The following is a 26214-nucleotide window of genomic DNA, read 5'->3' on the forward strand; positions in this document are numbered from 1 at the left end:
TAAATATTATGAGATTAAATTAATATTACCCTGTTTTTTTATATATTTTAATAAACATAGATCTCTATGTTTATTATATTCTCTCCAGTAGAAATAATGGGGAGGGTGGGTAGAACCTATATTATATATTTGAACTTTTAAAAATGAAAAATTCATTTTATAAGCCCACTTGAAACAAAGGGGTTTTAACCATAAGCATTAATAAGGTTTACTTCCATTGGAATTAAAGCAGTTAGATAGTTGATAATATGTATTTTAGTATCTTTAATGTGCTAGGGTACCCTACCGGATGGTGTACGGTATATTAATTAAAATCAGATGTAAGGTATGTGATTAAAATGATAGGATGGATTTAAAATGAAAAACGATGATCCGCTGGATAATTTATTTGATAAATTACTGGAAAACGAATCTATTTTTAAAAGTAAGGAAGTTTTGAGGCCATCGTATACACCAGAATTTTTACCACACCGAGATAGACAAATTAATAGTCTCGCTACAATACTTGTATCCGCTCTTCGTGGTGATACCCCTTCAAATATTCTCATATATGGTAAAACAGGTACTGGAAAAACAGCTGCTACAAGACATGTTGGATTTGAACTGGAAAAAAAGAGTGAAAATCTGAATACTTTTTGCAGTGTTTTATATATAAACTGTGAGATTATCGATACCCAGTACCGTCTTGTGGCGAATCTTGCAAGGCAGTTCGGTGAAGACATTCCCATGACAGGGTGGCCCACTGATCAGGTGTTTACTAAATTTAAAGAGACAATCGATTCCAAACAACAGGTTTTAATTATAATTTTGGATGAGGTTGATAAGTTAATTAAAAAAGGTGATGATGTTCTCTATAATTTATCCCGTATCAATGAAGACCTCAAAAATTCCAAGGTAAGTATTATCGGTGTATCAAACGACTTAAAGTTCACAGAATTTCTTGACCCCAGAGTTAAAAGTTCACTTGGTGAAGAAGAAATTGTTTTTCCCCCATATGATGCTGAACAGATAAGCGATATCCTTCACCAGAGGGCTGAAATGGCTTATAAAGAGGGTGTATTGGATGATATGGTTATTCCTTTGTGTTCTGCATTTGCTGCACAGGAACATGGAGATGCGAGGAGAGCTCTTGACCTCTTAAGAGTTTCCGGTGAACTGGCTGAGCGTGAAAGTAAACAGGTGGTAGAGGAAAGGCATGTAAGGAATGCACAGGAAAAGATAGAAAACGACCGTATTGTAGAGGTGGTTCGAACACTGCCGACCCAGTCCAAACTTGCACTCTATAGTGTTATTTTGCTCAGGAAAAATGGTTATGTAAATGTAACCACAGGTGAAGTATATAACGTCTATCGCCAGTTGTCCCAAAACATCGATATGGATATACTTACCCAGAGACGGGTAACCGACCTTATTTCAGAACTGGATATGCTTGGAATTTTAAATGCTGTTGTTGTAAGTAAAGGACGCTACGGAAGAACCAAGGAAATCGATTTAAGTGTTCCTGTGGAAAGTACTCTTGAAGTTCTTTTTGAAGATTATAAATTAAAACCCCTTGAAAACTTCAAACCTGTAATAACCAGTCAGACCCATCTATAAGATACAGGTTATTTCATCATTTTTTTCATTATATCTGTATCTTTTAGAATTTTAAAACTGATAATACCTCCTACAACAAGGTTCATGTAAAATGTAAGAGCTCGCCAAGCGACTACAATAATTCCAAGTATGGAAGACGGTACAAAAACCGAAAATAGAGTTGTGGCACCCAGTTCAGCTATACCACTGGAACCTGGAGTAGCAGGTATAACTATAAGAAGTATTAGCAATACCTGTGCAGCATAAACAAGTAAAAGCTGTGGTTCCTGATTGAGTCCCAGTAAAATTACAGGTAGCATTGTGAACTCGACAATCCAGAAAAGTGCAGTACATCCAGCACCATAAAGGAGACCTCTTCTTCCGTCTTTTAAAAACGTTACAAGGCTTTCATGGAACTGTTCAAGTTCATGGTCTATCTGCTCAATTAATTTATGATGTTTACCTTCTGATTTTTTCCCTAATAAACCTGTAATTTTATCAACAATATAATGCATTCCAGATTTTGTTTTTTCCGGTTTCCATATTGTATATATTAGCAATACTAAAATTACAGCCATAAAGATTTGACCTATTGCAAATATAGTATCTATCTTGGAATCCTGCATTATATCTCTGAATATATATAACGCAAAAGGAGCAAATGTTAGCATCAGAATGGCGTCCATTATTCTTTCTCCCAGTACCACTGCACTTGCACGTCCAACTGGAAGATTTTCTTTATACAGGAGATGAACTCTTAATGGTTCTCCACCAACTGAAGAAGGAGTAAGGGCTGCCACAAATGTACTTGAAGTTACAATTTCAATGCATCTAATGAGTTTAGTTTTATGCCCAAGGGCATTTGACATTAATTGTGTCCTTGCACCCCATATGACATATGAAAAAGAGTGTAAAGCTACAGCTAACAATAAATATTCAGTTTTGACTTCTTTTATGATTTCAAATGTAGTAGGGTCGACGGTAAAAACGAGTACTACTATTATCGAGATAAAACTGATTAAAAGAGACAGAGGTAACCATTTACCGAATTTGTTCATGGGACACATTTTTTAATTGTTATGTTTTGTTAGATTAGCATTCTATGTTCATCCTTTAGTATGGAAATATAAAAAAACTGCTATAACATGTATTTATATTTTGTTAAATGCATGCTGGATGTTAATATAATTTTAAGAATTTGTATTTTTGTATAACAAAAAGAGGTTTTGCCAAATGAAAATATTGATACTGGTATGTGGTGAAGGATTGGGTCATACAAGTCGCTGTGTTTCTCTTGGAAGGGAACTAACATCTGCAAACCATGAGGTTCTATTTGGAGCGTATGGATATTCCAAAGAATTTATTGAAGGAAGTGGTTATCAGACACGTGAAATACCGTCTGAAATCAGGCTTGTTGGCAGATCAGGATCACTTGATTTGAAAGCATCAATCGGGGCAACGCTTAAAGAAGGTGATTTATTGGGTGCCCCAAGAATTTTTAGATTGTTTAATGAATTTAATCCTGATGCAGTGGTCTCGGACAGTTACTATCTGGGTGTACTGGCGGCAAAAGCCAAAAAGTTACCTGTGTATTTTATAATCAATCAATCAAATATGGAAGAATTTTTCAAAAACAAAGGTGTCCCATATAAACTAATAGGCGAAATTGTAAAACGTTTTTACAGCACAGTTTTTAAAAAAGTGGATAAAATTGTAATTCCTGATTTTCCCATGCCTTATACTATCTGTCAATATAACCTCTCGTTTCAACCAGAAATAGCTGAAAATGTATTTTATAGCGGACCATTGATAAAAAGAAAATATCATGAAGTGGAAGCCAAACCCCTTGATAAACCTCATATATTATCGGCTGTGGGTGGTTTTGGATACAGAGAGCCTATATTCAGAAAGGTGATTGAAACAGCAAAAAAGGACAGCAGTATCAATTATACATTGATGATGGGTCCTACTATTGACCCGGAAAAATACTCCAATCTCCCGGAAAACGTTGGTGTTATGGATTTTTATAGTGAACCTTTCCCTTATTTTAAAAGTGTAGATGCTGTAATCGCTCCGGGGGGTCATACCACTATCATGGAGGCGTTGAGTTTTGGTGTACCTGTATTATCATTCCCTGATATGAACCACAGCGAACAGGAAAATAATGCCAGGGTAATTGATGAGATGGGTTATGGTCGATGTTTGAATTATTCCACATCTTCAGAAGAACTTTTGCATTGTATTAAGGAAATAACTGATAACAGTAAATTTAAAGAAAACACACAAAAATTAAAGGATATTAGTAAAGACCTTGATGGTCCAGTAGCAATTATGAAAATGCTGGAAAACCGTGAGTAATTATCCGGGTACTATCAGCCTGAGGTATCCTATATATGGTATTCTGTATCTTGCAACACCGATTACCCATTCATCCTTTACCGGACGATGGTAGCTTATAGAGCCCTGTTGGTCAAAATGGTTATTTGTATTCGGGTTGTCTCCTTTGGTAATATAGCCGTTGTAGGGTGCAGAAGGTCCGCCGTTCCACATGGGTTCACCTTTTTCTACGTGATACATGGCTCTATGTATAACCGGTGTAACGCCTTCTCTCCCGTAGGGCTGGTATAAAATCACATCCCCTTCGTTACCAAATGATGTATAGTTGTTGCTTGATGTGTGCGTTTGTATCTGTGTCCGGTCTATATCTTCTACAAATATAATGTCGCCTACATGAATATTTGGCTCCATACTACCTGATTCAACAGCAACCATTGGGGTCCACATTCCAAATACAATTTGTGAAAAAGATGCAAATATAGCCACAGCTAAGAATACTACTGTAATATCCCTAAGAAGAGATACCCAGAAATTATCACTATGTCTGAAAGAATTTATTGCATCTTTTAAATTCATAAAACCTCACTGAATCATACAGTTGCTTTATTTAAATAAGTAACTTTTAATGAGTAGTTTATTATAAAAAACAAATAAATTCAAACGAAATACTAATAGGATTTGAATACCCCTATATTCAATTGGTAAATAAGGGTCTATTATGAGCGAAACCGATGTTTTGAGAATGTTTGCAGAGGCAGGTTACCAGATTAGTCCGGATGCAGCCGAGCTAATAGCATCACAAAGTTCACAGGATGAACTGGTGGATTATGTTCTCAAAAACATCGATGATTCTGTACTTGTTGTTGATGTTGATGATATAGACCTTGATGGTTTTTTATCCCATAATGGAAATGGTTCAGAAAATGATACATCAACTGTAACTGAGAATTCGGCAGAACCAGAACTAAATTGTTCATCTGAACCTTTTAATGCATCCCCTGTTACCCATTCTTCCCAGTTACAATCATCGTTTTCACCCGATTTATCAGGAAAAACAGCCAATCCGGTTAAAGTAATTTCTGATATAACAAATCAGTCGACCTGTGTCGGAGAATATATGGAATTTGTACAGTATTTTAGAGATAGATACAGTAAACTTAGTGAGATAATACGTGGAAGAATTAATGCAAGACCAGTAGAAAGCCTTACCAAAAACCGAAGACTGGGTGATGGGGGAAACAATGATGAAGTATCTGTTATAGGTATGATATCAGATGTGAGAACAACCACAAACGGTCATAAGCTTATTGAAATAGAGGACAACACCGGTTCACTTTCTGTTCTGGTACGCACAGCAGATAAAGAATTATTTGAACAGGCAAATTCATTTGTTCTGGACGAAGTTGTTGGTGTAACAGGGATGCTGACCAACGATAAAAAATTGTTAATAGCGTCCAAATTCACGTTGCCCGACCTTCCCAATACCAATTTCACAAACAAAGGCAGTCATGGTAAAGCGGTGTTTATCTCTGATGTACATGTAGGCAGTTCGACATTCCTTGAAGATGAGTGGTTGAGATTTATCGATTTTTTGAACGGGTATATTGATGACAAAAAAATGCAGGATATCTCAAATGATATTAGGTATGTTGTTGTCTCAGGTGACCTTGTGGATGGTATAGGAATATATCCAGGTCAGGATAAGGAACTTTCTATACCGGATGTATATGAGCAGTACAGGAAAGCGGCTGAATATTTCAAACAGATACCTGAACATATCACGGTTATTATAGGTCCGGGAAATCACGATGCAGTAAGACAGGCAGAACCTCAGCCATGTTTTGGGGAAGAATTAAAATCCTATTTCCCGAAAAACGTCACTTTTGTGGGTAATCCAGCAATGGTTGACCTTGACGGTGTTAAAGTATTGATGTATCATGGTCGTTCTATCGATGATTTTGTTGCATCAGTACCTCATGTATCCTATCAAAAACCAACTACAGCAATGGTTGAAATGATGAAATTCAGACATCTTTCTCCCATCTATGGAGGGAGAGTTTCAATTGCACCTGAAAAACATGACCATTTTGTAATAAATCAGATACCTGATATACTCCATTGTGGACATGTACATACAGTAGGTGTTGAACCCTACAAGAACGTTCTGTTAATTAATTCTGGTACATGGCAGTCACAAACAGAATTTCAGAAAAGAGTAAACTTGGTTCCCGACCCTGCCAGAGTTCCGGTGGTTGACCTCTCGAATATGAAAACATCCATACTTAAATTCAACTAAATCATCCCGGTTGTTTTATATATCTAAAATCTTAAATAAAAGTTAAAATGCCCGACCAAATATACAATAATATTCCAGATTTCAGGACCCTTTTAAAAAATCAGGGATACAGTCTGGTAGGTAACCATTCAGCGGTAAAGACATGTCTCTGGCTCAAACGCTCTATTAAAGACGAGGGAGCTTGCTATAAATCACGATTTTACGGTATAAAGTCCCACTGCTGTATACAGATGACCCCCACGCTTTTATGCAATCAAAAATGTATTCATTGCTGGCGTCCTACTGAAATTGAAGTACCGGCTCCTGAAGAATGGGACTCTCCAGTTGAAATAATGGGGTCTTCTATATACGCCCAACGTAAACTAATTTCTGGTTTTGGAGGTTCAGCTCCCAGAGAACGTTGGATGGAAGCCAACAAACCTGAACATGCAGCTATATCCCTTTCTGGAGAGCCGACACTCTATCCCTACCTTCCAGAGTTAATTGATGAATTTACAAAGGAGGGCATAACTACCTTTGTGGTAACCAACGGTACCAGACCAGAAATGATAACAAGGATAAGACCAACCCAACTTTATCTCAGTCTGGATGCACCTGATAAAAACACCTATTTAGAAGTATGCAATCCTGAATCTCCTGAATTGTGGGAAAATATAAAAAAATCACTTTCTAATCTGTATAGCAAAGATGTCAGAACAGTAGTCAGGATTACCCTTATAAAAGGTGTAAACATGTATAATCCTGAAGGTTTTGCAGAACTGATTAATACAGCAAAACCTGATTTTGTTGAAATCAAGGCTTATATGCATCTTGGATTTTCCCGTGGGCGTCTCTCCCGTGAATCCATGCCTTCTCATGATGAGGTATATGCATTTGCAAGCAAAATCGCTGACTATCTGGATTATGAAGTGGCAGATAATGTTGAAATCAGTCGTGTAGTTCTTTTATCAAGACCTTTAGAACCACTTCCAGGACAGTCATAACCTATATCTATAGTAAATCACATAGGGAAAACGACTATAGAACAAGGTTTACCCTTTTGTGACAATATAAAACCCGTTTCTTTGCCTGATGCAATTATTTTGCTAATTAATAAATCACATTATTATCACAAATTCAAGTTAATCACGGAGTACCTATAATATGGTAGAACAATCAGCACATGACAAATACGAATTCAAGAAAAAACTTGAAGAATTAAGGAATAAAAAGGGAAGAGGTACCGAATTAATATCCCTGTATCTACCACCGGACAAACCTATATCTGAAGTAACATCCCAGCTTAAAGATGAATATGGACAGGCATCAAATATCAAATCCAAGGTAACCAGGACTAATGTACAGGGTGCAATTGATTCACTGGTCTCCAGACTTAAATATCTGGAAGAAGTACCTGAAAACGGTATTGTATTTTTCACAGGTGCAGTTGATGTCGGGGCTAACAAAACCAATATGGAGACCACTGTTATTGAGCCGCCTGAGCAACTTGTTACTTACAGATATCACTGTGATTCATCCTTTTTCTTGGAACCAATGGAAGATATGCTCAAGGAAAGCAAGACCTATGGTCTGGTTGTGCTTGACAGGCGGGAGGCTACTATAGGTTTGCTTGTTGGAAAGCGTATAGAAACGCATAGACATTTGACTTCTACAGTTCCCGGAAAACAGAAAAAAGGAGGTCAGAGTGCGGACAGGTTTGAGCAATTAAGGTTGATAGCAATCCATGATTTTAATAAACGTATAGGTGAAGCTGCAAGTGATGTTTTCCTGAATGTAGACCAGGAAAACTTTGAAGGTGTACTTATAGGCGGACCATCTCCCACCAAAGAAGAGTTCAAAGAAGGTGAATTTCTTCACCATGAAATCCAGAAAAAAATACTGGGAATGTTTGATGTCTCCTATACAGATGAATCCGGATTATCCGAACTTGTTAATGCTGCAACCGATAAACTGGCTGACATAGACCTGATGAAAGAAAAAAAGCTTATGAGGCAGTTTTTCAATGAATTGATTGCTGAATCCGGTAAAGCTGCATATGGTGAAGAGACTGTAAGAAAGAATCTTGAAATTGGTGCCGTTAATACATTGCTAATTTCTGAGGATATGAAGTCAGAAAGGGATATTATCCGGTGTAGTTCATGTGGATATAAGACCTCATTTACACGCAAACCATCAGGTCAGGTGACAGATTATGGAACCTGCCCAAAATGCGGTGGTTCTTTTGAGTTTGTTGACAGTATCGATATTGTTGAAGACCTTTCTACTATGGCAGACCAGACAGGAGCAAAAGTAGAATTTATATCAACCGAATTTGAAGAAGGTTCACAGCTTTTGAATGCGTTTGGTGGTATCGTGGCTATATTGCGGTATAACACCGGAATCTAATTTTTATTAAAAGAATAGCTTATTGGGTGATTTTTTGTTTTTGGAGTTAAAAAAACAGGTAGAATCAATTTTAAATGATGCCGTTGTATCACTTGGATACGAGATTGATAGTCTGTATGTGGAAGCATCCCAGCATTCTGATGTGGCTTCAAATGTAGCGTTTAGGCTGGCGTCAAAATACCGGCAAAATCCCAAGGATATAGCAGAAAAAATTGGTAATACTGCGGTAATAGGTGATAAATCATATATTGGAAAAATGGAGGTTACAGGACCTTATCTGAATTTTTGGGCAAAACGTGATTATCTGGATGACACGGTTTTAAAAATCAGGAAAGAAAAAGAAAATTTTGCCAGTAATTTCAGCAGTGGTGACATTATTCTTGAACATACCTCTGCAAATCCAAACGGTCCTTTGCATGTGGGACATATTAGAAATTCGGTTATAGGTGATACTCTATCTCGCGTACTCAAACATGCCGGTTATAATGTCAGAACCCAGTATTATGTTAATGATATAGGTCGACAAATTGCAATCGTATCATGGGGGCTTAAAAACTTCGGATTTGATGAATCAAAAAAGAGCGACCATGCAATAGCCGACCTGTATATAAAATCGAATCAGGAACTTGAAAAGGATACTTCTAAAGTGCAGGACATCGACAGCCTCATGCAGATGGTCGAAAACGGAGATGAGGACACCATCAAAATTTTTGATGAATCTGTCAGATATTCACTTGAGGGAACAAAACAGACTCTAAAAACCCTTAACGTTTCACATGATGAGTTTGTATATGAATCTGAATTTATAAGAAACGGTTCTGTTTCAAAGATTGTTAATGAACTTAAATCCACAGGACATACAGAAATGGATAATGGTGCACTGGTTGTTGACCTTTCAGGCTATGGTTTTGAGAAACAACTTGTAATCCAGCGTTCAGACGGTACCTCATTGTACACCACCCGTGACCTTGCCTATCATGAACAAAAGAGTGCAGAATCAGACCGAGTAATTGACATACTTGGAGCAGATCATAAATTAGTATCGTCACAATTGAAAGCTACAATGAATTTACTCGATAAAAAAGAGCCTGAAGTTGTAATTTTTGAATTTGTCTCTCTACCAGAAGGGTCAATGAGCACCCGAAAGGGCAAATTTATAACGGCTGATGATGTATTTGATAAGGTAAAATCTCAGGCTTACAAGGAAGTTGATAAACGCCGTCCTGACATGCCTGCTGATTTTAAAAAAGAAATTTCAGATCAGGTTGGTATGGGTGCAGTAAGGTACGATATAATAAGTGTGTCTCCAGAAAAATCCACTGTTTTTGACTGGAAAAAAGCACTTGATTTTGAAAAACAGGGTGGACCTTATATTCAGTATTCTCATGCACGTGCTTGTAATATTTTAAAAAAGGCAGAAACATTCTGGAACCCAGAAGATGCAGTAAACCCTTCAGTTCTTGTGGAAGATGATGAAGTGGCATTAATCAAGAAAATGGCAAAATTTGACCAGATGATAGACCAGTCTGCAAAAGAATTAAAACCTCATACAGTGGCTACCTATGCAAGAGAACTTGCTGATGATTTTAATCAGTTTTACCGCTATGTACCGGTAAATAGTGCTGAAGATGATGAGGTTAGGAATGCAAGGCTTGGACTTGTTGATTGTGCCCGTATTATGCTTGCAAACACACTCTATATACTTGGTATCAGTGCGCCTGAATCGATGTAAACACACCCACAAGTTGTATATATGATGAAATTAGACAATTGGTTATATAGTTTGTAATACAGAAAACAAACCTTACTAAATTTTTAAACTTTTGTGGAAGAATCCACAACTAAAGAGTTGATATATTGCCTGTAAAACAAGGAGATAAAGTAAAAGTAGAATATGAAGGAACACTTGAAGATGGCTCTGTTTTTGACAGCACCGAAAACCACGGTGAACCACTTGAATTTGAAATAGGTTCCGGACAGATTATTGAAGGGTTTGAAGAATCAATCAAGGGCATGGAAGAAGGAGAAGAAAAGCAATTCCAGCTCCAGCCTTCAGAAGCCTATGGTGAACCAAGGGACGATCTTACAAGAGATGTTCCAAAAGAACAAGTTCCTGATGACCAGGAAATAACACCCGGAATGATGTTACTCGTTACTCTGCCTGATGAATCCCAGATTCCTGCAGAAGTACTGGAAGTAACAGAAGAAAAGGTAACTCTTGACCTTAATCATCCACTGGCTGGTAAAGTACTGAATTTTAAAGTAAAAATCGATGAGATTGATGAATCCGGATCTGATGAAGAAACCGAATCTCAATCCTAATTTTTCCTTTTTCTTTTTTATTTATAATAATGGAAGGTAGAAAACCCTGATGTCTTCAGCATCAGGGCTGAATACCGTCCAATATATAACTTAACATATAAATAATGTTAAATCATAATAATTATGGTATGTTAAAAGCTTACAAGTATCGTATGTATCCAAACCAAATCCAACAGGAGTTAATCGCAAAACATATAGGAGCTTGTAGGTTCATATACAACTGGGCATTGGAGAACAAAATCAAATATTATGAGCAGGATGGTAAAGCAATATCAAGATTTGAATTGAACAAACAGATAAGGGTATTAAAACAAGATCATGAATGGTTGAATGAAATTAACTCACAATCATTACAGGGAGCTACTCTTAACCTGGAAAATGCTTTTACCAAGTTTTTCAGAGAAAAATTAGGTTTTCCAAAGTTTAAATCCAAGAAAAACCCTGTTCAATCGTTTTCTGTTCCTCAGTATTATAAAGTCGATTTTGAGAATAATAAAGTATACATACCTAAAATCGGCTGGATAAAAACAAGGCTGCATAGAAGTTTTGATGGTAAACAAAGGACTGCGACTATAACAAGAACACCGACAGGAAAATATTATATCAGTATTTTAGTCGATGACGACAAACAATTACCACAAAAACAGACATTCTACGAAGTTAATACAGTAGGAGTCGATGTAGGAATCAAGGATTTCGCTGTAACATCCGACGGTGAAAAAATCGATAATCCAAGATACCTGAAAAATTCAATTGAAAGATTGAAGGTATTACAGAAAAGGCTCAGCAGAAAAAAGAAGGGTTCTAACAATTACAGGAAACTGAAACATCAGATAGCAAAATATCATGAGAAAATTGCTAATCAGAGAGAAGATTTCCAGCATAAATTAAGTTCCAGGTTGATAAGCGAGAACCAAGCTGTAGCACTGGAATGTTTGAATGTAAAAGGACTGCTGAAAAATCATAATCTGGCACAGCATATAACCGATGCTTCATGGAGTAGTTTTGTTCAGAAATTAGAGTATAAAGCAGAATGGTACGGTAAAAATATCATCAAGATAGGACGATTCGACCCATCAAGCAAAATCTGTCATGTATGTGGATATTATCATCAGGATTTAGAACTTAAAGACAGAGAATGGGAATGTCCTGACTGTAAAACGATACATGATAGGGACATCAACGCATCAGTTAACATTAAAAAATTCACACTGGATAAACAGAATCTAATAGGCATCAATTCACCTTCGGGATGAGGGGTAGAGCCTGTGGACTTGTTCCCATAAGGGAAAAGGATGAAACAGGAAGCCACTTGGTCTTTAGCCAAGTGGTAGTTCACTATTCAAAAACTTGGTCCACTGACGTTGGCACTGTTGCTGTAGCCTCTTTTTTCCCAGTACCCTTCATAACTTTGGTTTGTAATTTCGATTTCTGTTATCCATTTAGCCCATTTATAACCATATTTACTTTCAGCGACCAGCTGTAGAGGAAACCCTCTGTCACGTGGCAGGATAACATCATTGATTTTATAGGCTAAAATGATATTGTTATCCATTAAATAGTCCAGTTTTAGTGAAGTGGAATACCCATCTGCAGAATAGAAAACCACATTTGTGGCATTATCTTTGACACCCGTTTCATTGAACAGGGTCTTTAAAGGAATACCAGTCCATTTTGCGGTAAAACTCCATCCTTCTACACAGTTCAGATCTATGACTTTTGAAACATTGGGATAGGATTTTATCTGTTCATATGTAAAGTTTTCAGGATTTTCTACCATTCCGTTTATTTGTAGCCTGTAGGATTCAATATTGATGTTTGGTGTTCCTTTTATATCACGGGTCTGTTGCTGGTCAATCGGAGTTAAATCAACACCCTGATAGTTTTTAGTTTCAGTTTGATTTCTTGATATTTCGGTATCATAAGTATTCGAAGGAGTGGATGAAAGGCAACCAGAAAAAAGTATTAAAAAAACCACACAAAAAAAGGCGTATATAATTTTTAAGAATCCCATAATGTTGTAATATCCCCCTGAAAAGATATAACTGTAATATAGAAATAACTTTCTCCAGAATCTGCTTATGACTTATAATATTCATTTCGAGCCTGAACCATTGCTTTTAGGTTGGCAAGTGGAGATTCCGGAGCAATTCCGCATCCTGGAGCCAGTACATCTACGCCATTTTTAAGACAGTCAAAAGATTCCGATATGACCTGTTCCGGAGTTCCGTTGTATAATGTCTGAGAGGTGGACACATTACCGATGACGATATTATTGTTTTTATGTGCAGTTTCTACTGCTGTTTTAAAGTCCCTGACGTTTTCTTCAATACTGATACCGTTGAAACCACATTCTACCATAGATGGTATTATTTTGTCCGATTTTCCACAAACGTGAAGTACACGATGTCCTTCAAGGTTTTCTGCAATTTTTTGGTATCTGGGTTTTAAAAGATTATCAAAATCGCTCGGTGGAAGCAAATCCGGTGATGCTACAGCCTCTGCTATACATACTGTATCTGCACCGTGTTTTAGACAGGCATTTGCATATTCTATACAGGCATCGGTGCACACGTCCAGCAGTTTTTCGACTATTTCACGGTCCTTTAGTAACCATTTCATAAACGTTTTTATGTCTGCAATATTGGACGCAAGGTCTATAGGACCTTCAACACCCATAATAACCGGCAGTTCATCTTTAACTTCTTCTTTGATGATACGGGATGCATCCAGAATCGTGGGTATTCTTCCATTTTCAAGAAAATCTTCTGGTAATTCAAGTTCCCTAATTGCTTCTTCTGACAATCCACTGGTTACAGAAGGAGTTCTTTTTTTTGTTCCAATATCGATTTCACATCCCATTGCTTCACCCAGTGTGACCATATCGAACGGATATCTCACGGTTTCAAATCCAGCAAATTTAGATGCTGAAATTGCCAATGTAGCCATTTTTTCAGAATCTCTATCTGCTTCAGGTCTTTGTGAGCCTGAAAGTTCCATCAGGTCGACAGGAGACATGCTGGTAAATGACCCGACCGGAGTTTTATCAACTGTTTTTCCTTTAAGTAATCTAACCATTCTTTCTTTTGGTGTAATCTCATCCATTTTTATCATCTCTGGTAGTATTCATTTCTTGCATCTACAAGAGCTTTTATGTTCTTCAGTGGTGTGTTGGGAGCAATTCCGCAACCTGGAGCCAGTACATCAACTCCTTCTTCCAGACAATTTTTTGCCTCGTTTTTAACATCATCATAACTACGCATCAACATGGTTCCAGAAGTTGAAACATTGCCTATAAGCTTTGATTTATCTCCAAGAATTTCTTTTGCAGTCTGAAGATCTATTATTTTTTCTTCAACACTTATTCCTTCAAACCCACATTCTGAAAGTGGTTCAAGTATAGCATTAATATCACCACACATATGGGATACCTTAAATCCCTTAACGTCCCTGCAGAATCTCTGATATTCTGGTTTTATGAAATTCTCAAACATAGCAGGATCAATCAGGTCAGGACCTGCAGTACCGTCAGGTACACAGACTACATCAGCACCGTGTTCAAGGAGGTTGTTAGCATGGCGAATACATATATCAGTACTGACTTCCAGAAATTGCCGTACATATTCAGGTTTTTTGATTAACCCAATCAAAAAATTGGATGTACCCATTAAATGGGCGGTAAGGGTTGCGGGACCTACCAGACCGGCTATAATTGGAACATTTTCATCCAATTTATCCCTGATTAATTCAGCTACTTCTAACATGACAGGAATTCTGCCTCTTTTTTCAAGGTCATCGGGAATTTGTGGAATATCGGAATTATTGGAATAGGGGTTTGATACAATTGAAGGCTGGATATCCATAGCACCCATATTTACCTCACATCCCATAGCTTCAGCAAGCACAGTAAGACAAAATGGGTATCTTACAGCCTCCAGACCTGCAATTTCATGTCCTGAAACTGCGAGTTTTACCATTTTTTCTGGGTCACTGTGGGCTTCTGGCCATTCTGAATCTGTCATTCTCATAAGTTCAACAGTCGCTGTCTGGGTGACAGATAGAGCGGGAACAATATCTACTTTTTTTCCTTTCAGACAGTTTAGGAGCCTATCTCTTGGATTCATGAGGATCTACTTTTCTGCTGTAAGTTAATAATATATTGGTTTAAGTAGTTATATTTATTGAATTGTTTACTGCCATCCCTTATGTAAATTGTTTGCAAAACCCCGCCAAACATATAAATAGTATCTAAAATAAGTTAGTGTCCATGACTGAGTTAATTTTCGATGAAATTGGCAGTTACCCTTTACCAGAAGGAGTAACAAAAGAATGGTTAGCTCATGCTTTTTCAACCCGTGAAGAGGATGAGCAATTATTTTCGGTTATCAATAATACCTTCCAGAAGAAAATCGATGCAGAGGTACAGGTTCCAAATTACCCACAATTCCAGGATATGAACCAACAATTTTTGTCCATAATCAATGATGAGGAATGTTCAGATGGACCCTATGATGTCAAAGAAGATTGTGCAAAGATATTGGAGCTTGAAGCAATCGAACCAGCAGCCAAAAAGTACAGGGAAGAACATGGTGAAAAACTTGGTATCCGTGTCTGCATCACAGGACCACTGGAGCTGTATCTTAAGGAATTTGGAAGCACTGAATACACCGATATTTTAAACCTGCTGGCGTCGAGTGTCGATAAATTTGCTAAAAAAGCAATCGAATCGGCAAAAAATTTCTATGTAAAAACCATTTCTATTGATGAGCCAAGTATAGGAATCAACCCGCAGATAATGTTTAGCGATTCTGAATTAATTGAAGCGTTAACGATAGCATCACAATCTGCAAACAAACTGGGTGCAGATGTAGAAATTCATCTTCATTCGCCCATACATTATCATCTGGCAGCAAGGACACCTTCGATAAATGTGATAGGTGTTGAATCAGCCGCAAATCCGGATTATCTGGAACTTATTGATAAAAAGTTACTGGAAGATACAGATTCATACCTGAGAGTCGGAGTTGCACGTACTGATGTATTCAATCTCGCTGCTGTACTTAATGAAAAATACAATACCAATGTCTGGAAAGATTTGGACAAGTTTGAGGAAATAATCACAGATTTGGAAACTCCTGAAACGGTATCCAAAAGACTTGAAAACGCCTATTCCAAATTCGGTGACCGAGTCAAATATGTGGGACCTGATTGTGGTCTTGGTTCATGGCCGACTCAGGAAATGGCAAGCCGTTTACTTAACAATGTTGCCAGAGGAATAGCCGATTTTAAGTAATAACTCTTTGCTCATTTAATACTTAATATTATATTATCCAGGATTTCCATAACAATTTTTACAAATACTGGAGTGATATTTATTTCTATATAGGCAGCAGCAAATAATACGACCGTTATTGAGGTTAATAATATCCATAACGGTTTGGATTTCAGATAAGTTTTTGTGGTTGAATTAACTTGTTCAAGGCTCTGGTATATACTGGCAATACTATCACCTCTGAACAAACTTTTATTTTTAACTGTACAGGATTGTATCTTTGCGAACCTGTGTCCCATGGATGCAGTAAGAAGCAGTGCAGGTAGTTCCAGTATTCCATGAGGTAGGATTGAGGAAATGAAATAGGAAAATGAATATACTCCGCCAAACATTATTCCCTTTAATCCCATAACTTCATATCCATCGATTATACCATTGAAAATAAAATAGGAAAAAAGCAATCCAATTAATATACCATTGACAAAAATAATTATTACAGGTATAGTATATGGGAGCAATTGTGCGATTTTTTGATAATCATATTCGCTAAATCCACTATAGTACCATATAGAATCCTGCGTATATTCAGAATTTGGTCTATATCCATTTTGTTTGTAGCTCTTATTAATTTTTGTAGTAAGCTTATATATTTTATTGGAAAAAAATCTGAATAACTGTTCTGTTTTAATGGAAAAGGTTGAATATTTTTTATTTTTAAATCTGTGTTCCAAATCTCCAAGTAGTGCGTGATGGATATATACAAACAATCCTGTACCGGCTGCTGCAGTAAAAGCGGCAATAGTATTGAATATAAATATCGACCAAACAGGGCTGATATATTTAGCACTGACTTCAACTTTTTTGGTAGCAGTACTTGATGTTGTGGTGATTGCTTTGTTGACGGTTTCAGGACCTGTAAACGAATTCATAATAAGATAAAGACTAAACCCAAGCAAACACGCAAAACCAATAGCCATAGCAAACAATTTAAGAGACCACAGCACATCAGATTTTTTAATGCTAAATGTTTTATCAGAAAAATCATTCATAATTTGGACTCTCATTTAACCCTGTAATCTGTTATAACACCAAAACAATTTTTAACATTTATAAATTACTATCAATATATTATTTGTATAAAATTAAAATTATATCGATGAATTAAAATATCTTTGGTACAAATATTATTATATTAATATGTTAACTTAAATGTGAGGTTGCGTCATGGTAACAAGAATACAGACCGGAATTTCAGGATTTGATGAGCTGGTTCAGGGGGGTCTGCTGTCAGAAAGGGTATATCTGGTAAGCGGACCACCCGGCAGTGGTAAAACAACTTTTGGGATACAGTTTCTGACACATGGCGCTGCAAATGGTGAAATTGGTTTATATATAACCTTAAATGAAAGTCCTCAAAATGTTATTGATGACATGTCTAATTATAAGCTTGGCATACCTTCTCTTATTAAAAAGAGAAAACTCCTTTTCGCAGACCTTGGTCCAAGGATGGAATATGGTTATTCAGATGAAATGAATGAAGTAATATCTCCCAATTATGATGTTGGATATGCTCCGGTAGAATCGGAAGCTCCTTCACCAAATCTGGTTTTTAAACAGATTACTGCCTATGTAATGGAGTACAATGTCAAAAGGCTGGTAATTGATTCTGTATCAGCTATACGTTTTACAAGTAAAGACCGTTCCTTGGAAGAAAAAGAGATGAGCCGTTTTATAAGAAGTTTAAAAAATCTGGGATGCACAACAGTGCTTTTATCAGAAATGGTGGACCCTACATCCTATTCTACAGAACAGTTTTCATCTCATGGTGTAATTTTCCTGCATAATTTTCTTTATCAAAAAACAATGACAAGAGCCTTACAGATTATAAAGATGCGGGGAACCAGGCATGATTGTAATATGCGAGGTATTGAATTTACAGAGAAAGGTCTAAAAATCAACGACCAGCTGAGCTGATGGGGGAGTGTTATGATAGATTTTATCAAAAAAAGTGATAGTACAAGGAATTCATCCAGTACCGGTAAATTCCGGAACACAGAAGTATTGAAAAAAGTTTATGACCTTGGTTTTGAGGTAGGTTATAATAAACATTCAGAGCTTGGATGGGTTACTGACAAGTATTCCCGTTTGTATTCATTATCGAAAATGTATGGACAGGATGAATATGTACACCGATATTATATAAGGGGAAAAAGGGACGGAGCTCAGGAAAAAGAACAGAACTTATATGCAAGTTTGTCCAGAGAAGAAAAAGAGAATAAAGATGAAGAAAAGGAGTTGCAGGAATCCCAGGAACTGGATTCAGAAGAGAATGTAGATACCAATTTTGAGAGTGGATTTGGCTGTACATACAGCAATGATTATGAATGTATCCAGTCACCAGCTCAAAAACCTACCATGATGGATTTGCCTGATTTTCTTGCAAAACCCAAAAAACTTGAAAAACCTGATAGTGTAAAAGGGTTTAAACCATTTACACATAGGCGATAAACGTATTAAAAATTCATGCATTAACAAATCCGTAACCTATAAACCTTTGTTTATCATTATTAAGGTTGGCGATTATAAACCTGTCAGAACTATTATAGGCTATCTCTTTTGTACCTGAAAACTCCACCAGATATTCATATCCGGGTTTTGCATGTTCTATATTGTTACTGTTTGATGTAATATTTTCAACTCGTACAGGGGTGGATTGGAGACCTGTAAACAGATGCAAAACATCTCCTACTGCAAATCCATCTGTTAACTGGGTTAGTGTGCAGTTAAGGGTGAAATCAGTACCTACTGATTCATCATTGGATATTATAAAACCTCTGTCGATTTCTTTGGTCTGTACGTGCTTTAGAGCCAACCCTACACGTGACCCAGCTCCTGCACTTTTTGTATCTTCATCATGCATCTGTATCGAGCGTATTTCCAGTGGTTTTTCTAAAGGATACAAGTACATTTTGTCCTTTGAATGTATTGTTCCCTGGGACACAGAACCAAGAGCTACACATCCGATACCTGTAACATTGAATACCTGATCAATAACAACACGGGGAGGTTTATCATCCAATGATTTCTTTTCTTTGGTTACAGTGTCTCTCAGTTCAAATATCATATCTCTGAGTTCATTCATTCCTTCAAATGAGGTTGTTGATGTTGAAATACAGTCCCAGTTTTCAAGACTTGTACCTGCAGTTACCTTTTTTATTTGTTCTTTAAGTTCTTCTATTGCATATGGATAGGTTGTGTCAGATTTTGTTAAAACAAATATTCCGTGCTGGTATTTCATGATGTCCAGAGCTATTATACATTCACCTATAGTTGCATTGAGACCTTCCGGTGGCACACAGATGAGGGCAATATCTGAAAGGCTAAGAGCTGTAATCAGTGGTTTTACAGATTCTGGATACCCGTTCGCATCTATGGCTGTAAGTATTCTTCCACCCTTGGAATACTCAAATTTTGTAATGTCTGATTCATCCTCTTTTTTTCCCAGATGTGATGCCAGACTGGTTCTTCCACTCTGTTCGCTTCCAATAATTGCTACGCTTGTCATGCCCTTGCCCTTAATTTTAAATTATATTTTAACTTTTCCACAAACTGCCGTTCCAGATTGCTTTTGTTTTATCATTGGTACTCTGGTTAAGTTTTCTGATTGATACCAGATATTCGTCGCCAACCTGTTGAGGAGCACCAAATTTAGCGTCTATCCCCATTCTTTTAAGATGTTTTTCAAATTCATAAATCGTTTCAGGTTCTTTTACCCGGATCTGGACATCATCGTGTACTTCTTCCCCCTGTGCAACTTTTCTCATAGTCCTGCTCATTGGCTCCAGTATGCTCCTGCCAAGCTGTAAACAGCGTTCTTGGAATTCTTCCTCGGATTCTCCCAATTCAACTGACTGGAAACCTTCACGGATAACTCTTGAATAGAAATAATCCCTCCCAAAATCGTTGTAGAATTTGAATCCTTCCCTAAGGTCTGCACAGTTGCTCTCAGAACTTGTATACTTTATTGCGTTTATTCGCATCTGTGGGTCTTTGATTACTACACCTTCACGCTCCTGTTTACCTATTTCTTTGATAATTTTGGTGATATTTTTAGGAGCCTCTTCAATTTTATATTCTCCAAAGAGTTGAACCTGATTTAAATTGTAATCGTTCATAAGTTTTCTTCGTTCATATACAGGTAAAGGTTCCCCTGTGTTTTTATATCTGATATCAAATATGAAAAAGTCAAGTGATTCTATATTGTAGATGTTCTTTGGAACATAGGGATTATCGGGACCCACCATTTCCCCGTATAAAACAAATTCTGGATGTTTTTCAAAAAACTCCTGCCCGATTAAATATTTTGCACGTTCTGTAGTATAGGGACAGACTATACCACTTCGGGTAAAAGCAGTGACATCACCGTTAATACTGGCTACTCTAACGTTGTAGCCGTTCATTTTTTCTTCCACAGAAACAGTACCTGAATTCTTAAAATGGCTTTTTACAGCAGGTTCAACAGCCATTGCTCTTTTTATTTTGGGGAAACCTCTTATCAATTCAAAGTATCCATTGTTTTGATACAGTACTGTTCCGCTTTCGATTTTGGATACTTTTTTGTCAAATCTAAACAGGTTCTGATATTTGCCCCAGTTTTGTAATATCCTTTTTTTGGATGCCAGTTTTTTAACTTTAGATGAGGGCAGGTTCAGAAATTCTGCCACACCATCTATATCGAGTTTAGTATTTGATTCAAAGCTCATGTTGGTCTTTGTTAAACTTTGCGTATAATCAATCAGCCATGCTTTCTATGATGTTCCTTCTTGTAATGATTCCTACAAGTTCGTCTTCAAGGTTTAGTACTGGCACTCCACCGATGTTATCTTCAATCATCATGTTGACAACATCAGATGTAGGTGTATTTGTATAGACGGTTTTAGCACCTCTTGTCATAATGTCTTCAATAATCAGATTTCTTATCCTTGTATCCTGTTTGTTACCCGCAACAAGGTCACGGAATGCACGCATGGATTTTGCAATGTCCTTTTCTGTAACAATACCCACAATTTTTTCATCTTCTACAACAGGGACTCTTCCAATATTGTTTTCAAGCATCTGATGTCTGATATGAATTACACGATCACTGGGATTTGCCTTTAGAGGGTCTTTTTGCATTATTTCTCCTGCATAACCATCAAAATGATTATTTTTCAACAGTTCTTCAGGTGTAACCCAACCGTATATATCATCGTTATCTGTGACTACTATAACTTTTCCTTTGTTTTTCATCAGGGTTATAGCATCTTTGATATCTGTATCAGGCAAAACTTTTGAATAATCATCAGAAACAGCAGTAGCTACATGTAGTGATGACGCAGGTTTGTTGCCTTTTTTACGTGTTCCAAGTTCTTCATTAAGGCTTCTCATGGTAAGTACGCCCATGATTTTATCGTCATGGGTTACGAGCAACCTTCGGGTATTTTTCTTCTCCATAACGTCAAGCGCATGGGATGTTGTATCAGATTTATCGATGGTAGGTGGCTCCACCATTATTTCTTTAACTTGCATATATGAAACCTCTTAATTTGTCCTAAATGTTTTTTATAATTATAGAGTAGACTTTACTCAGATAACTGATTCTGTATAGCTCTTAGTATATCACTTCTGCTAATTATTCCTACTATATCTTCATTTTCTCTTACAGGTAAGCCCAGAACATTTTCATCAATCATAATTTTTGTGGCATTGTTAAGAGAATCACTACTGTCTATTACATGAAGCTGTGTACTCATAATGTCTTCTGCCACCAGTGAAACCTTTTCTACATCTCGGTATACCCTTTGACCGCCAGTTTCGGGTTTTCGAGCCATTTTTATTTCTTTGGATTGGAGTTTTCCTTCATCGTCTTTAAGACTATTTAAAGCCAGGTCTCTGGTAGATATCATACCCACGGTTTTTTCGACATCGTTTACTACAAGGAGTTTATGTATATTGCTTTTATCCATTTCATCTATTACATGGTTTATAGTATGATGTCTGTGAACAAATATTGGATTTTTTGTCATCCATTCAGAAATACTACCTTCCAGTGAACGGTTTTCAACAATATATTTAACAATATCTGTCCTTGTGATAATGCCGGCTACTTTATTTTTCATGACAGGAAGGCTACTTATATGATTCTCAAGCATCATACTGGTAGCCTGTGATATTGATGCACTGGAATAGATTGTTAATGGAGATTCGGTCATTACCCTGTCGATTAAAATATCATCTACAGGTCTTCTCTTCCATGTCGGTCCTGATTGAGCTTTTTTCCTGCTCAAATCAGACATTGTTACTATACCTACCATTTCCTCTTCATCATCAACAACAATAAGAGTGTTGATTTTATGTCTTAGCATCAGGTTACGTGCATGTGCAACAGTATCATTTGGTTTTAACACATAAACCGGTGAACTCATGATGTCTTTTACGGTCATTTTTATCCTCATCTGTTTTTTTAAAATAATTTTATTCTACAATGGCTTTCAGGAAGTCTCTTTCTGTGATTATTCCTATAAATTGACCATTATCAATTATTGGTAGAGAACCTACATTATTTTCCTGCATAAGCCTTGCTGCTTCACCAAGGTCTGTATCAGAAGTTGTCCAGACTACATCTTTTGTAATCATTGAACTTATAGGTTCATTTAAAGGTTCATGTACATTACCTGTTATAAGTTTTTCAAAGGCTTTACCGCTCCCAAGGTAATTCATAATATTTGTTGCAGTAACAATTCCAAGTAATATACTGTCTTTGACTACCGGTAATCTTCTAAAGCCTTCATTCATCATAATTTTTGCAGCATCTTCTATAGTAGCATTGGATTTAACTCTCATCACATTTTTGTTCATGTATTCTCCAACACTTTTATTTGTATAAACTCCATCAATAAACTGCAAAAAATCTCGTTCTGTACAGATTGCATGGACGCGATTGTCCTCGTCTACAATTGGGAGGCCGCCAATATTTTTGGTATTCATTGTGTCAATTGCATCATCTATACTGTCTGTGTTATGGAGATATACTATGTCGTTTTCCATTATTTCTCGTATTTCCGCGTTTATTGCTGCTATAAGATTTCCGTTATAATGGTTTTCAACAAGGAGGTTTTTATCTCCACCACCCATGAAGTTTATAATATCAACAGAGGTTACAATTCCTTCAAGGCGGTTAGTACCAGCATCAGTAATGGGTATACGTCTAAAACCTTTGTTCATCATTGTTTTGATTGCACCCATTATAGTTGTTGTTGGTGGAACAGTTATAACATCCCTTTTGGCAATAGCCATTATGTCTCCTTCGTGTTCTGCTTCATGTCCCTGAAAATCCACTGGACCAAGTTCCTGGACTCCATCGGTTGTATGAAGTTGAGGGTCTTTTTTTCTGGATATTTTTTCTTTATCCTGTGCATGTATTTTTTCTTGCATTCTCACTTTTTTTTCCGAAGCTATATTCCTTTTTTCTCTTATATCCAAACTAATCACCTTAAATTGATCTATACTATGGTTTTTTCTTATTATCTCAGACATGCTTCCAGTAGGTCGTTCCTGTCTACAATTCCTACCACTTTATTGTTGTTTACAACTGTTAACCTTCCAACATCATAGTGAATAATCTTGTCTATAGCTTCTGTAATAGGAGTATTAGGGGTTATTGTATAGGTCGGAGTAGACATTATCTTTTCAACTCTGGAACTTTTTTCGGGAGAATTTATTCTTGCATGTCCTGATTTAATGATATCCCTTCTTGTGACCACACCTATTGGTTCATTTTTCTGGTTGACAACAGGTATGCCGGTATAGTCCCAATCCAGCATATTGTTCCATATTCTTGCTACATTATCATCGGTATAGCATGTTATTACTTTTGTATTCATAATTTCGCCGATGGTTTCTGGTGATCGTCTTGAAGGGTTTATTTTTTCCAGTAAATCACGGTTGCTTATAATCCCGGCAAGTCTTTTCTCGGTTGTTGATATCATAACTGGTGACCTGTGTAATTTAGCATCCAAAAGGAGTTTAGATGCTTTCAAAATATCAGTATCTGGTAAGATAGTTGGGAATGCACGTTCAAAACCTTTCACAGTTAAATTGGATTTGGTGGATGTGATATTTAGTATATCCTGGTCGGTAAGAAGACCTGTTACATGATTTGAATCATGATTATCTACAACAGGAACACTTCGTAAAAAATAATCTCTCATTAGTTGCCTTGCATGGGTAATATAATCGTTCTCAGTTACTTTTACCGGGTCTTTTGTCATTATATCTTCTACTACTGTCATGTAATCCCCCTTTAATCATCAACAACATAAACTATAAACAAATAGTTATGTATTATCTCTACAACTTTCGCACAACATCATGCCATTAAACATTTTAAGGTATTCTGAAAAAGTTCCACAATATTCACAAATCCCCTGTTCAACACTTTGGGATGTTTCAGATTGTTCACTGCTTGTTTCTATATCCGAATTTGTTGTAAAGTACTGTTCCTGATTCATTTCGATTAAATTTTTCAAAATTGTATTAAGTCCTGAAGAGATTGTTAGTATATCCCGGTCAGTGATAAACCCTACAATTTTGTTATCCTGCATTACTATAAGCCTTCGGATGTTGGATTTTACCATCAATTCCGCTGCATCGATTACACTGGTCGAAGGTTTAGTGGTTATAAGTGGTGAAGACATGACTTCACCGGCAGTTATTCTGGAAGGTCTGATATCTCCTGTTAATATTTTTTTAACCAAGTCTCTTTCAGTTATGACTCCAACAGGGTCATTGTTTTGCACAATTATGATACTTCCAACATTGTTTTTGCTCATTTCTTTAGCAACATCAACCACACTCGCATCGATATCTATTGTATAAACGCTTCTATTCATTATTTCGTGAACTGTCAAATTGTCATCAAGTTCCTTATACGGTTCACCTGCTTCAATATCTTTCTGAGTTCCTAATGTCATAGATATCACTTTATTTGTTAAATCGTTCAATATCGACCCACATTCTGTCCCACCTTAAAGAGTATCTATACGATGGTATTTATAGATGTTTGTAATCTGCAGGCTTTATTACCAAACATTTACCATAATTTTATTAAGTGTAAAATTAAGGCAAAGTGATAATACAAATAATCCAAAATTGGGTAAAAAAATAAAAAGAAATATTTCGGTTTTATTGGGTGTAGTCCATACACATGTCAACAAACCCTTCGGTTTGCCATTCCAGTAACCTTTCTTCGTTTTCGGTAAGTTTTGTCTCCAAACCTTCAAATAACCCAATAAATCCTACAAGTGCCAGTATATTTACGTTTTCTATAGTATCTTTTTTAAGTACACCATATTTCATCAATTCTATAACGCGTTTCCAGAAAACTGGACTGTTTCGAAGTATTTCTGCTTGTGTACATAATATTTCATCTATTTTCAGGTCACTGTTTAACTCATCCAGTAAATCCTTTGATAATTTCTTTTTTCCTTTTTCTGTTATTGAATCTATTTTCAGTTGTCCATTTTCTTTTTTGGTTGCAATGTAGCCTTCCCTTTCGAGTCTTTGGTTTTGAGACTCGGTTTCTTTTTTGTTGTATTTTTCGTTTTCAATTGTTCTTCTGTTTAATTCTTCAGCGTTGTTTACAGGACAGTTAACACAATCTCCTCGGGGATGGATACATTCTAAATCTGTTTTTTGGCAATAAAAACATTCGTTTTTTATCATCGTTTTTCCACTCGGTTACTGTTTTTAGTCACTATATAGACCATTTCCCAGAATCTTAATCTTCTACTCCCCTCACGTCGTCAATAGGAAATTTTCAAGCTTTGCAAGATGTAAATTTATAGTTCAGCTGATTGTATGATTTGGGCTGATACATCCAAGTATACTACAAGTAATTGATATATTTTTATTCTTTTACATCTTAAAAATAAAAAATTAAAAATTTTAACTATTATTATTTTTAATCTGATTTTAAAACTACTATTTT

At 36.5% G+C, this 26214-nt stretch carries 25 protein-coding genes; 11 read left to right on the forward strand and 14 right to left on the reverse strand.

Annotation, left to right across the window (positions count from 1 at the left end):
* The first annotated feature begins 357 nt into the window (after nt 1-357).
* Nucleotides 358-1596 carry an ORC1-type DNA replication protein gene (locus tag METEV_RS00005; RefSeq protein ID WP_013193501.1) on the forward strand — a complete coding sequence of 413 codons (1239 nt, stop codon included), beginning with the start codon at nt 358-360 and terminating at the stop codon, nt 1594-1596.
* Nucleotides 1597-1604: 8 nt separating this feature from the next.
* Here the strand turns inward: METEV_RS00005 and METEV_RS00010 are convergent, their stop codons facing one another.
* Nucleotides 1605-2633, reverse strand: coding sequence for a lysylphosphatidylglycerol synthase transmembrane domain-containing protein (locus tag METEV_RS00010; RefSeq protein ID WP_049890832.1), 1029 nt, complete (start codon nt 2631-2633; stop codon nt 1605-1607).
* A 175-nt stretch (nt 2634-2808) separates the two neighbouring features.
* Between METEV_RS00010 and METEV_RS00015 the strand changes: the two genes are divergently transcribed.
* Nucleotides 2809-3933, forward strand: a complete 1125-nt coding sequence (locus METEV_RS00015; protein WP_013193503.1) for a UDP-N-acetylglucosamine--N-acetylmuramyl-(pentapeptide) pyrophosphoryl-undecaprenol N-acetylglucosamine transferase — start codon at nt 2809-2811, stop codon at nt 3931-3933.
* Here the strand turns inward: METEV_RS00015 and METEV_RS00020 are convergent, their stop codons facing one another.
* Nucleotides 3934-4488, reverse strand: a complete 555-nt coding sequence (locus METEV_RS00020) for a signal peptidase I (protein WP_013193504.1) — start codon at nt 4486-4488, stop codon at nt 3934-3936. It abuts the gene before it with no gap.
* A gap of 142 nt (nt 4489-4630) precedes the next feature.
* Here METEV_RS00020 and METEV_RS00025 point away from each other — a divergent pair, with 142 nt between their 5' ends.
* From METEV_RS00025 to tnpB, 6 genes are all read left to right on the forward strand, one after another.
* Entirely contained in the window at nt 4631-6208 is a 1578-nt protein-coding gene (locus METEV_RS00025; RefSeq protein WP_013193505.1) for a DNA-directed DNA polymerase II small subunit, read from the forward strand.
* A 47-nt stretch (nt 6209-6255) separates the two neighbouring features.
* Entirely contained in the window at nt 6256-7191 is a 936-nt protein-coding gene (twy1, locus tag METEV_RS00030) for a 4-demethylwyosine synthase TYW1 (RefSeq protein ID WP_013193506.1), read from the forward strand.
* A 160-nt stretch (nt 7192-7351) separates the two neighbouring features.
* On the forward strand, nt 7352-8593 hold the full coding sequence (prf1, locus tag METEV_RS00035) for a peptide chain release factor aRF-1 (protein ID WP_013193507.1): 1242 nt from the start codon (nt 7352-7354) through the stop codon (nt 8591-8593).
* 34 nt (nt 8594-8627) lie between these two features.
* Entirely contained in the window at nt 8628-10325 is a 1698-nt protein-coding gene (argS, locus tag METEV_RS00040) for an arginine--tRNA ligase (protein WP_049891221.1), read from the forward strand.
* 125 nt (nt 10326-10450) lie between these two features.
* Entirely contained in the window at nt 10451-10915 is a 465-nt protein-coding gene (locus METEV_RS00045; RefSeq protein WP_013193509.1) for an FKBP-type peptidyl-prolyl cis-trans isomerase, read from the forward strand.
* 128 nt (nt 10916-11043) lie between these two features.
* Nucleotides 11044-12171 carry an IS200/IS605 family element RNA-guided endonuclease TnpB gene (tnpB, locus tag METEV_RS00050; RefSeq protein ID WP_049891222.1) on the forward strand — a complete coding sequence of 376 codons (1128 nt, stop codon included), beginning with the start codon at nt 11044-11046 and terminating at the stop codon, nt 12169-12171.
* Between the two features lie 86 nt (nt 12172-12257).
* Here the strand turns inward: tnpB and METEV_RS00055 are convergent, their stop codons facing one another.
* The 3 genes from METEV_RS00055 to mtaA (METEV_RS00065) form a co-directional block, all read right to left on the reverse strand.
* Nucleotides 12258-12929: a molybdopterin-dependent oxidoreductase gene (locus tag METEV_RS00055; RefSeq protein WP_013193511.1), complete on the reverse strand. Its 672-nt coding sequence runs from the start codon at nt 12927-12929 to the stop codon at nt 12258-12260.
* A 65-nt stretch (nt 12930-12994) separates the two neighbouring features.
* On the reverse strand, nt 12995-14020 hold the full coding sequence (gene mtaA / locus METEV_RS00060) for a methylcobamide:CoM methyltransferase MtaA (protein ID WP_013193512.1): 1026 nt from the start codon (nt 14018-14020) through the stop codon (nt 12995-12997).
* Nucleotides 14021-14025: 5 nt separating this feature from the next.
* On the reverse strand, nt 14026-15039 hold the full coding sequence (gene mtaA / locus METEV_RS00065) for a methylcobamide:CoM methyltransferase MtaA (RefSeq protein WP_013193513.1): 1014 nt from the start codon (nt 15037-15039) through the stop codon (nt 14026-14028).
* Nucleotides 15040-15182: 143 nt separating this feature from the next.
* Between mtaA (METEV_RS00065) and METEV_RS00070 the strand changes: the two genes are divergently transcribed.
* Nucleotides 15183-16208, forward strand: coding sequence for a methionine synthase (locus tag METEV_RS00070; RefSeq protein WP_013193514.1), 1026 nt, complete (start codon nt 15183-15185; stop codon nt 16206-16208).
* Between the two features lie 11 nt (nt 16209-16219).
* Here the strand turns inward: METEV_RS00070 and METEV_RS00075 are convergent, their stop codons facing one another.
* Complete coding sequence (locus tag METEV_RS00075; protein WP_198008146.1) at nt 16220-17236, reverse strand: stage II sporulation protein M; 1017 nt, start codon at nt 17234-17236, stop codon at nt 16220-16222.
* Between the two features lie 175 nt (nt 17237-17411).
* On the opposite strand from METEV_RS00075, the gene METEV_RS00080 reads away from it, so the two are divergent.
* Complete coding sequence (locus METEV_RS00080) at nt 17412-18161, forward strand: RAD55 family ATPase (protein WP_013193516.1); 750 nt, start codon at nt 17412-17414, stop codon at nt 18159-18161.
* Between the two features lie 12 nt (nt 18162-18173).
* Entirely contained in the window at nt 18174-18695 is a 522-nt protein-coding gene (locus tag METEV_RS00085) for a hypothetical protein (protein WP_013193517.1), read from the forward strand.
* Nucleotides 18696-18708: 13 nt separating this feature from the next.
* Here the strand turns inward: METEV_RS00085 and METEV_RS00090 are convergent, their stop codons facing one another.
* The 8 genes from METEV_RS00090 to METEV_RS00125 all read right to left on the reverse strand — a co-directional run bounded on the left by METEV_RS00090 (nt 18709) and on the right by METEV_RS00125 (nt 25949).
* Nucleotides 18709-19752 (reverse strand): EF-Tu/IF-2/RF-3 family GTPase, encoded by a 1044-nt coding sequence (locus tag METEV_RS00090; protein WP_013193518.1) that lies wholly within the window; start codon nt 19750-19752, stop codon nt 18709-18711.
* A gap of 28 nt (nt 19753-19780) precedes the next feature.
* Complete coding sequence (locus tag METEV_RS00095) at nt 19781-20950, reverse strand: RNA ligase (protein WP_013193519.1); 1170 nt, start codon at nt 20948-20950, stop codon at nt 19781-19783.
* Between the two features lie 28 nt (nt 20951-20978).
* Nucleotides 20979-21755 carry a CBS domain-containing protein gene (locus METEV_RS00100; protein ID WP_013193520.1) on the reverse strand — a complete coding sequence of 259 codons (777 nt, stop codon included), beginning with the start codon at nt 21753-21755 and terminating at the stop codon, nt 20979-20981.
* Nucleotides 21756-21808: 53 nt separating this feature from the next.
* Nucleotides 21809-22669 carry a CBS domain-containing protein gene (locus tag METEV_RS00105; RefSeq protein WP_013193521.1) on the reverse strand — a complete coding sequence of 287 codons (861 nt, stop codon included), beginning with the start codon at nt 22667-22669 and terminating at the stop codon, nt 21809-21811.
* Between the two features lie 31 nt (nt 22670-22700).
* Nucleotides 22701-23717, reverse strand: coding sequence for a CBS domain-containing protein (locus METEV_RS00110; RefSeq protein WP_394296179.1), 1017 nt, complete (start codon nt 23715-23717; stop codon nt 22701-22703).
* A 32-nt stretch (nt 23718-23749) separates the two neighbouring features.
* Entirely contained in the window at nt 23750-24517 is a 768-nt protein-coding gene (locus METEV_RS00115) for a CBS domain-containing protein (protein ID WP_013193523.1), read from the reverse strand.
* 45 nt (nt 24518-24562) lie between these two features.
* Entirely contained in the window at nt 24563-25198 is a 636-nt protein-coding gene (locus METEV_RS00120) for a CBS domain-containing protein (protein ID WP_013193524.1), read from the reverse strand.
* 211 nt (nt 25199-25409) lie between these two features.
* Nucleotides 25410-25949, reverse strand: coding sequence for a hypothetical protein (locus METEV_RS00125; RefSeq protein ID WP_013193525.1), 540 nt, complete (start codon nt 25947-25949; stop codon nt 25410-25412).
* Between the last annotated feature and the right edge of the window lie 265 nt (nt 25950-26214).

Source organism: Methanohalobium evestigatum Z-7303 (assembly GCF_000196655.1).
GTDB lineage: Archaea > Halobacteriota > Methanosarcinia > Methanosarcinales > Methanosarcinaceae > Methanohalobium > Methanohalobium evestigatum.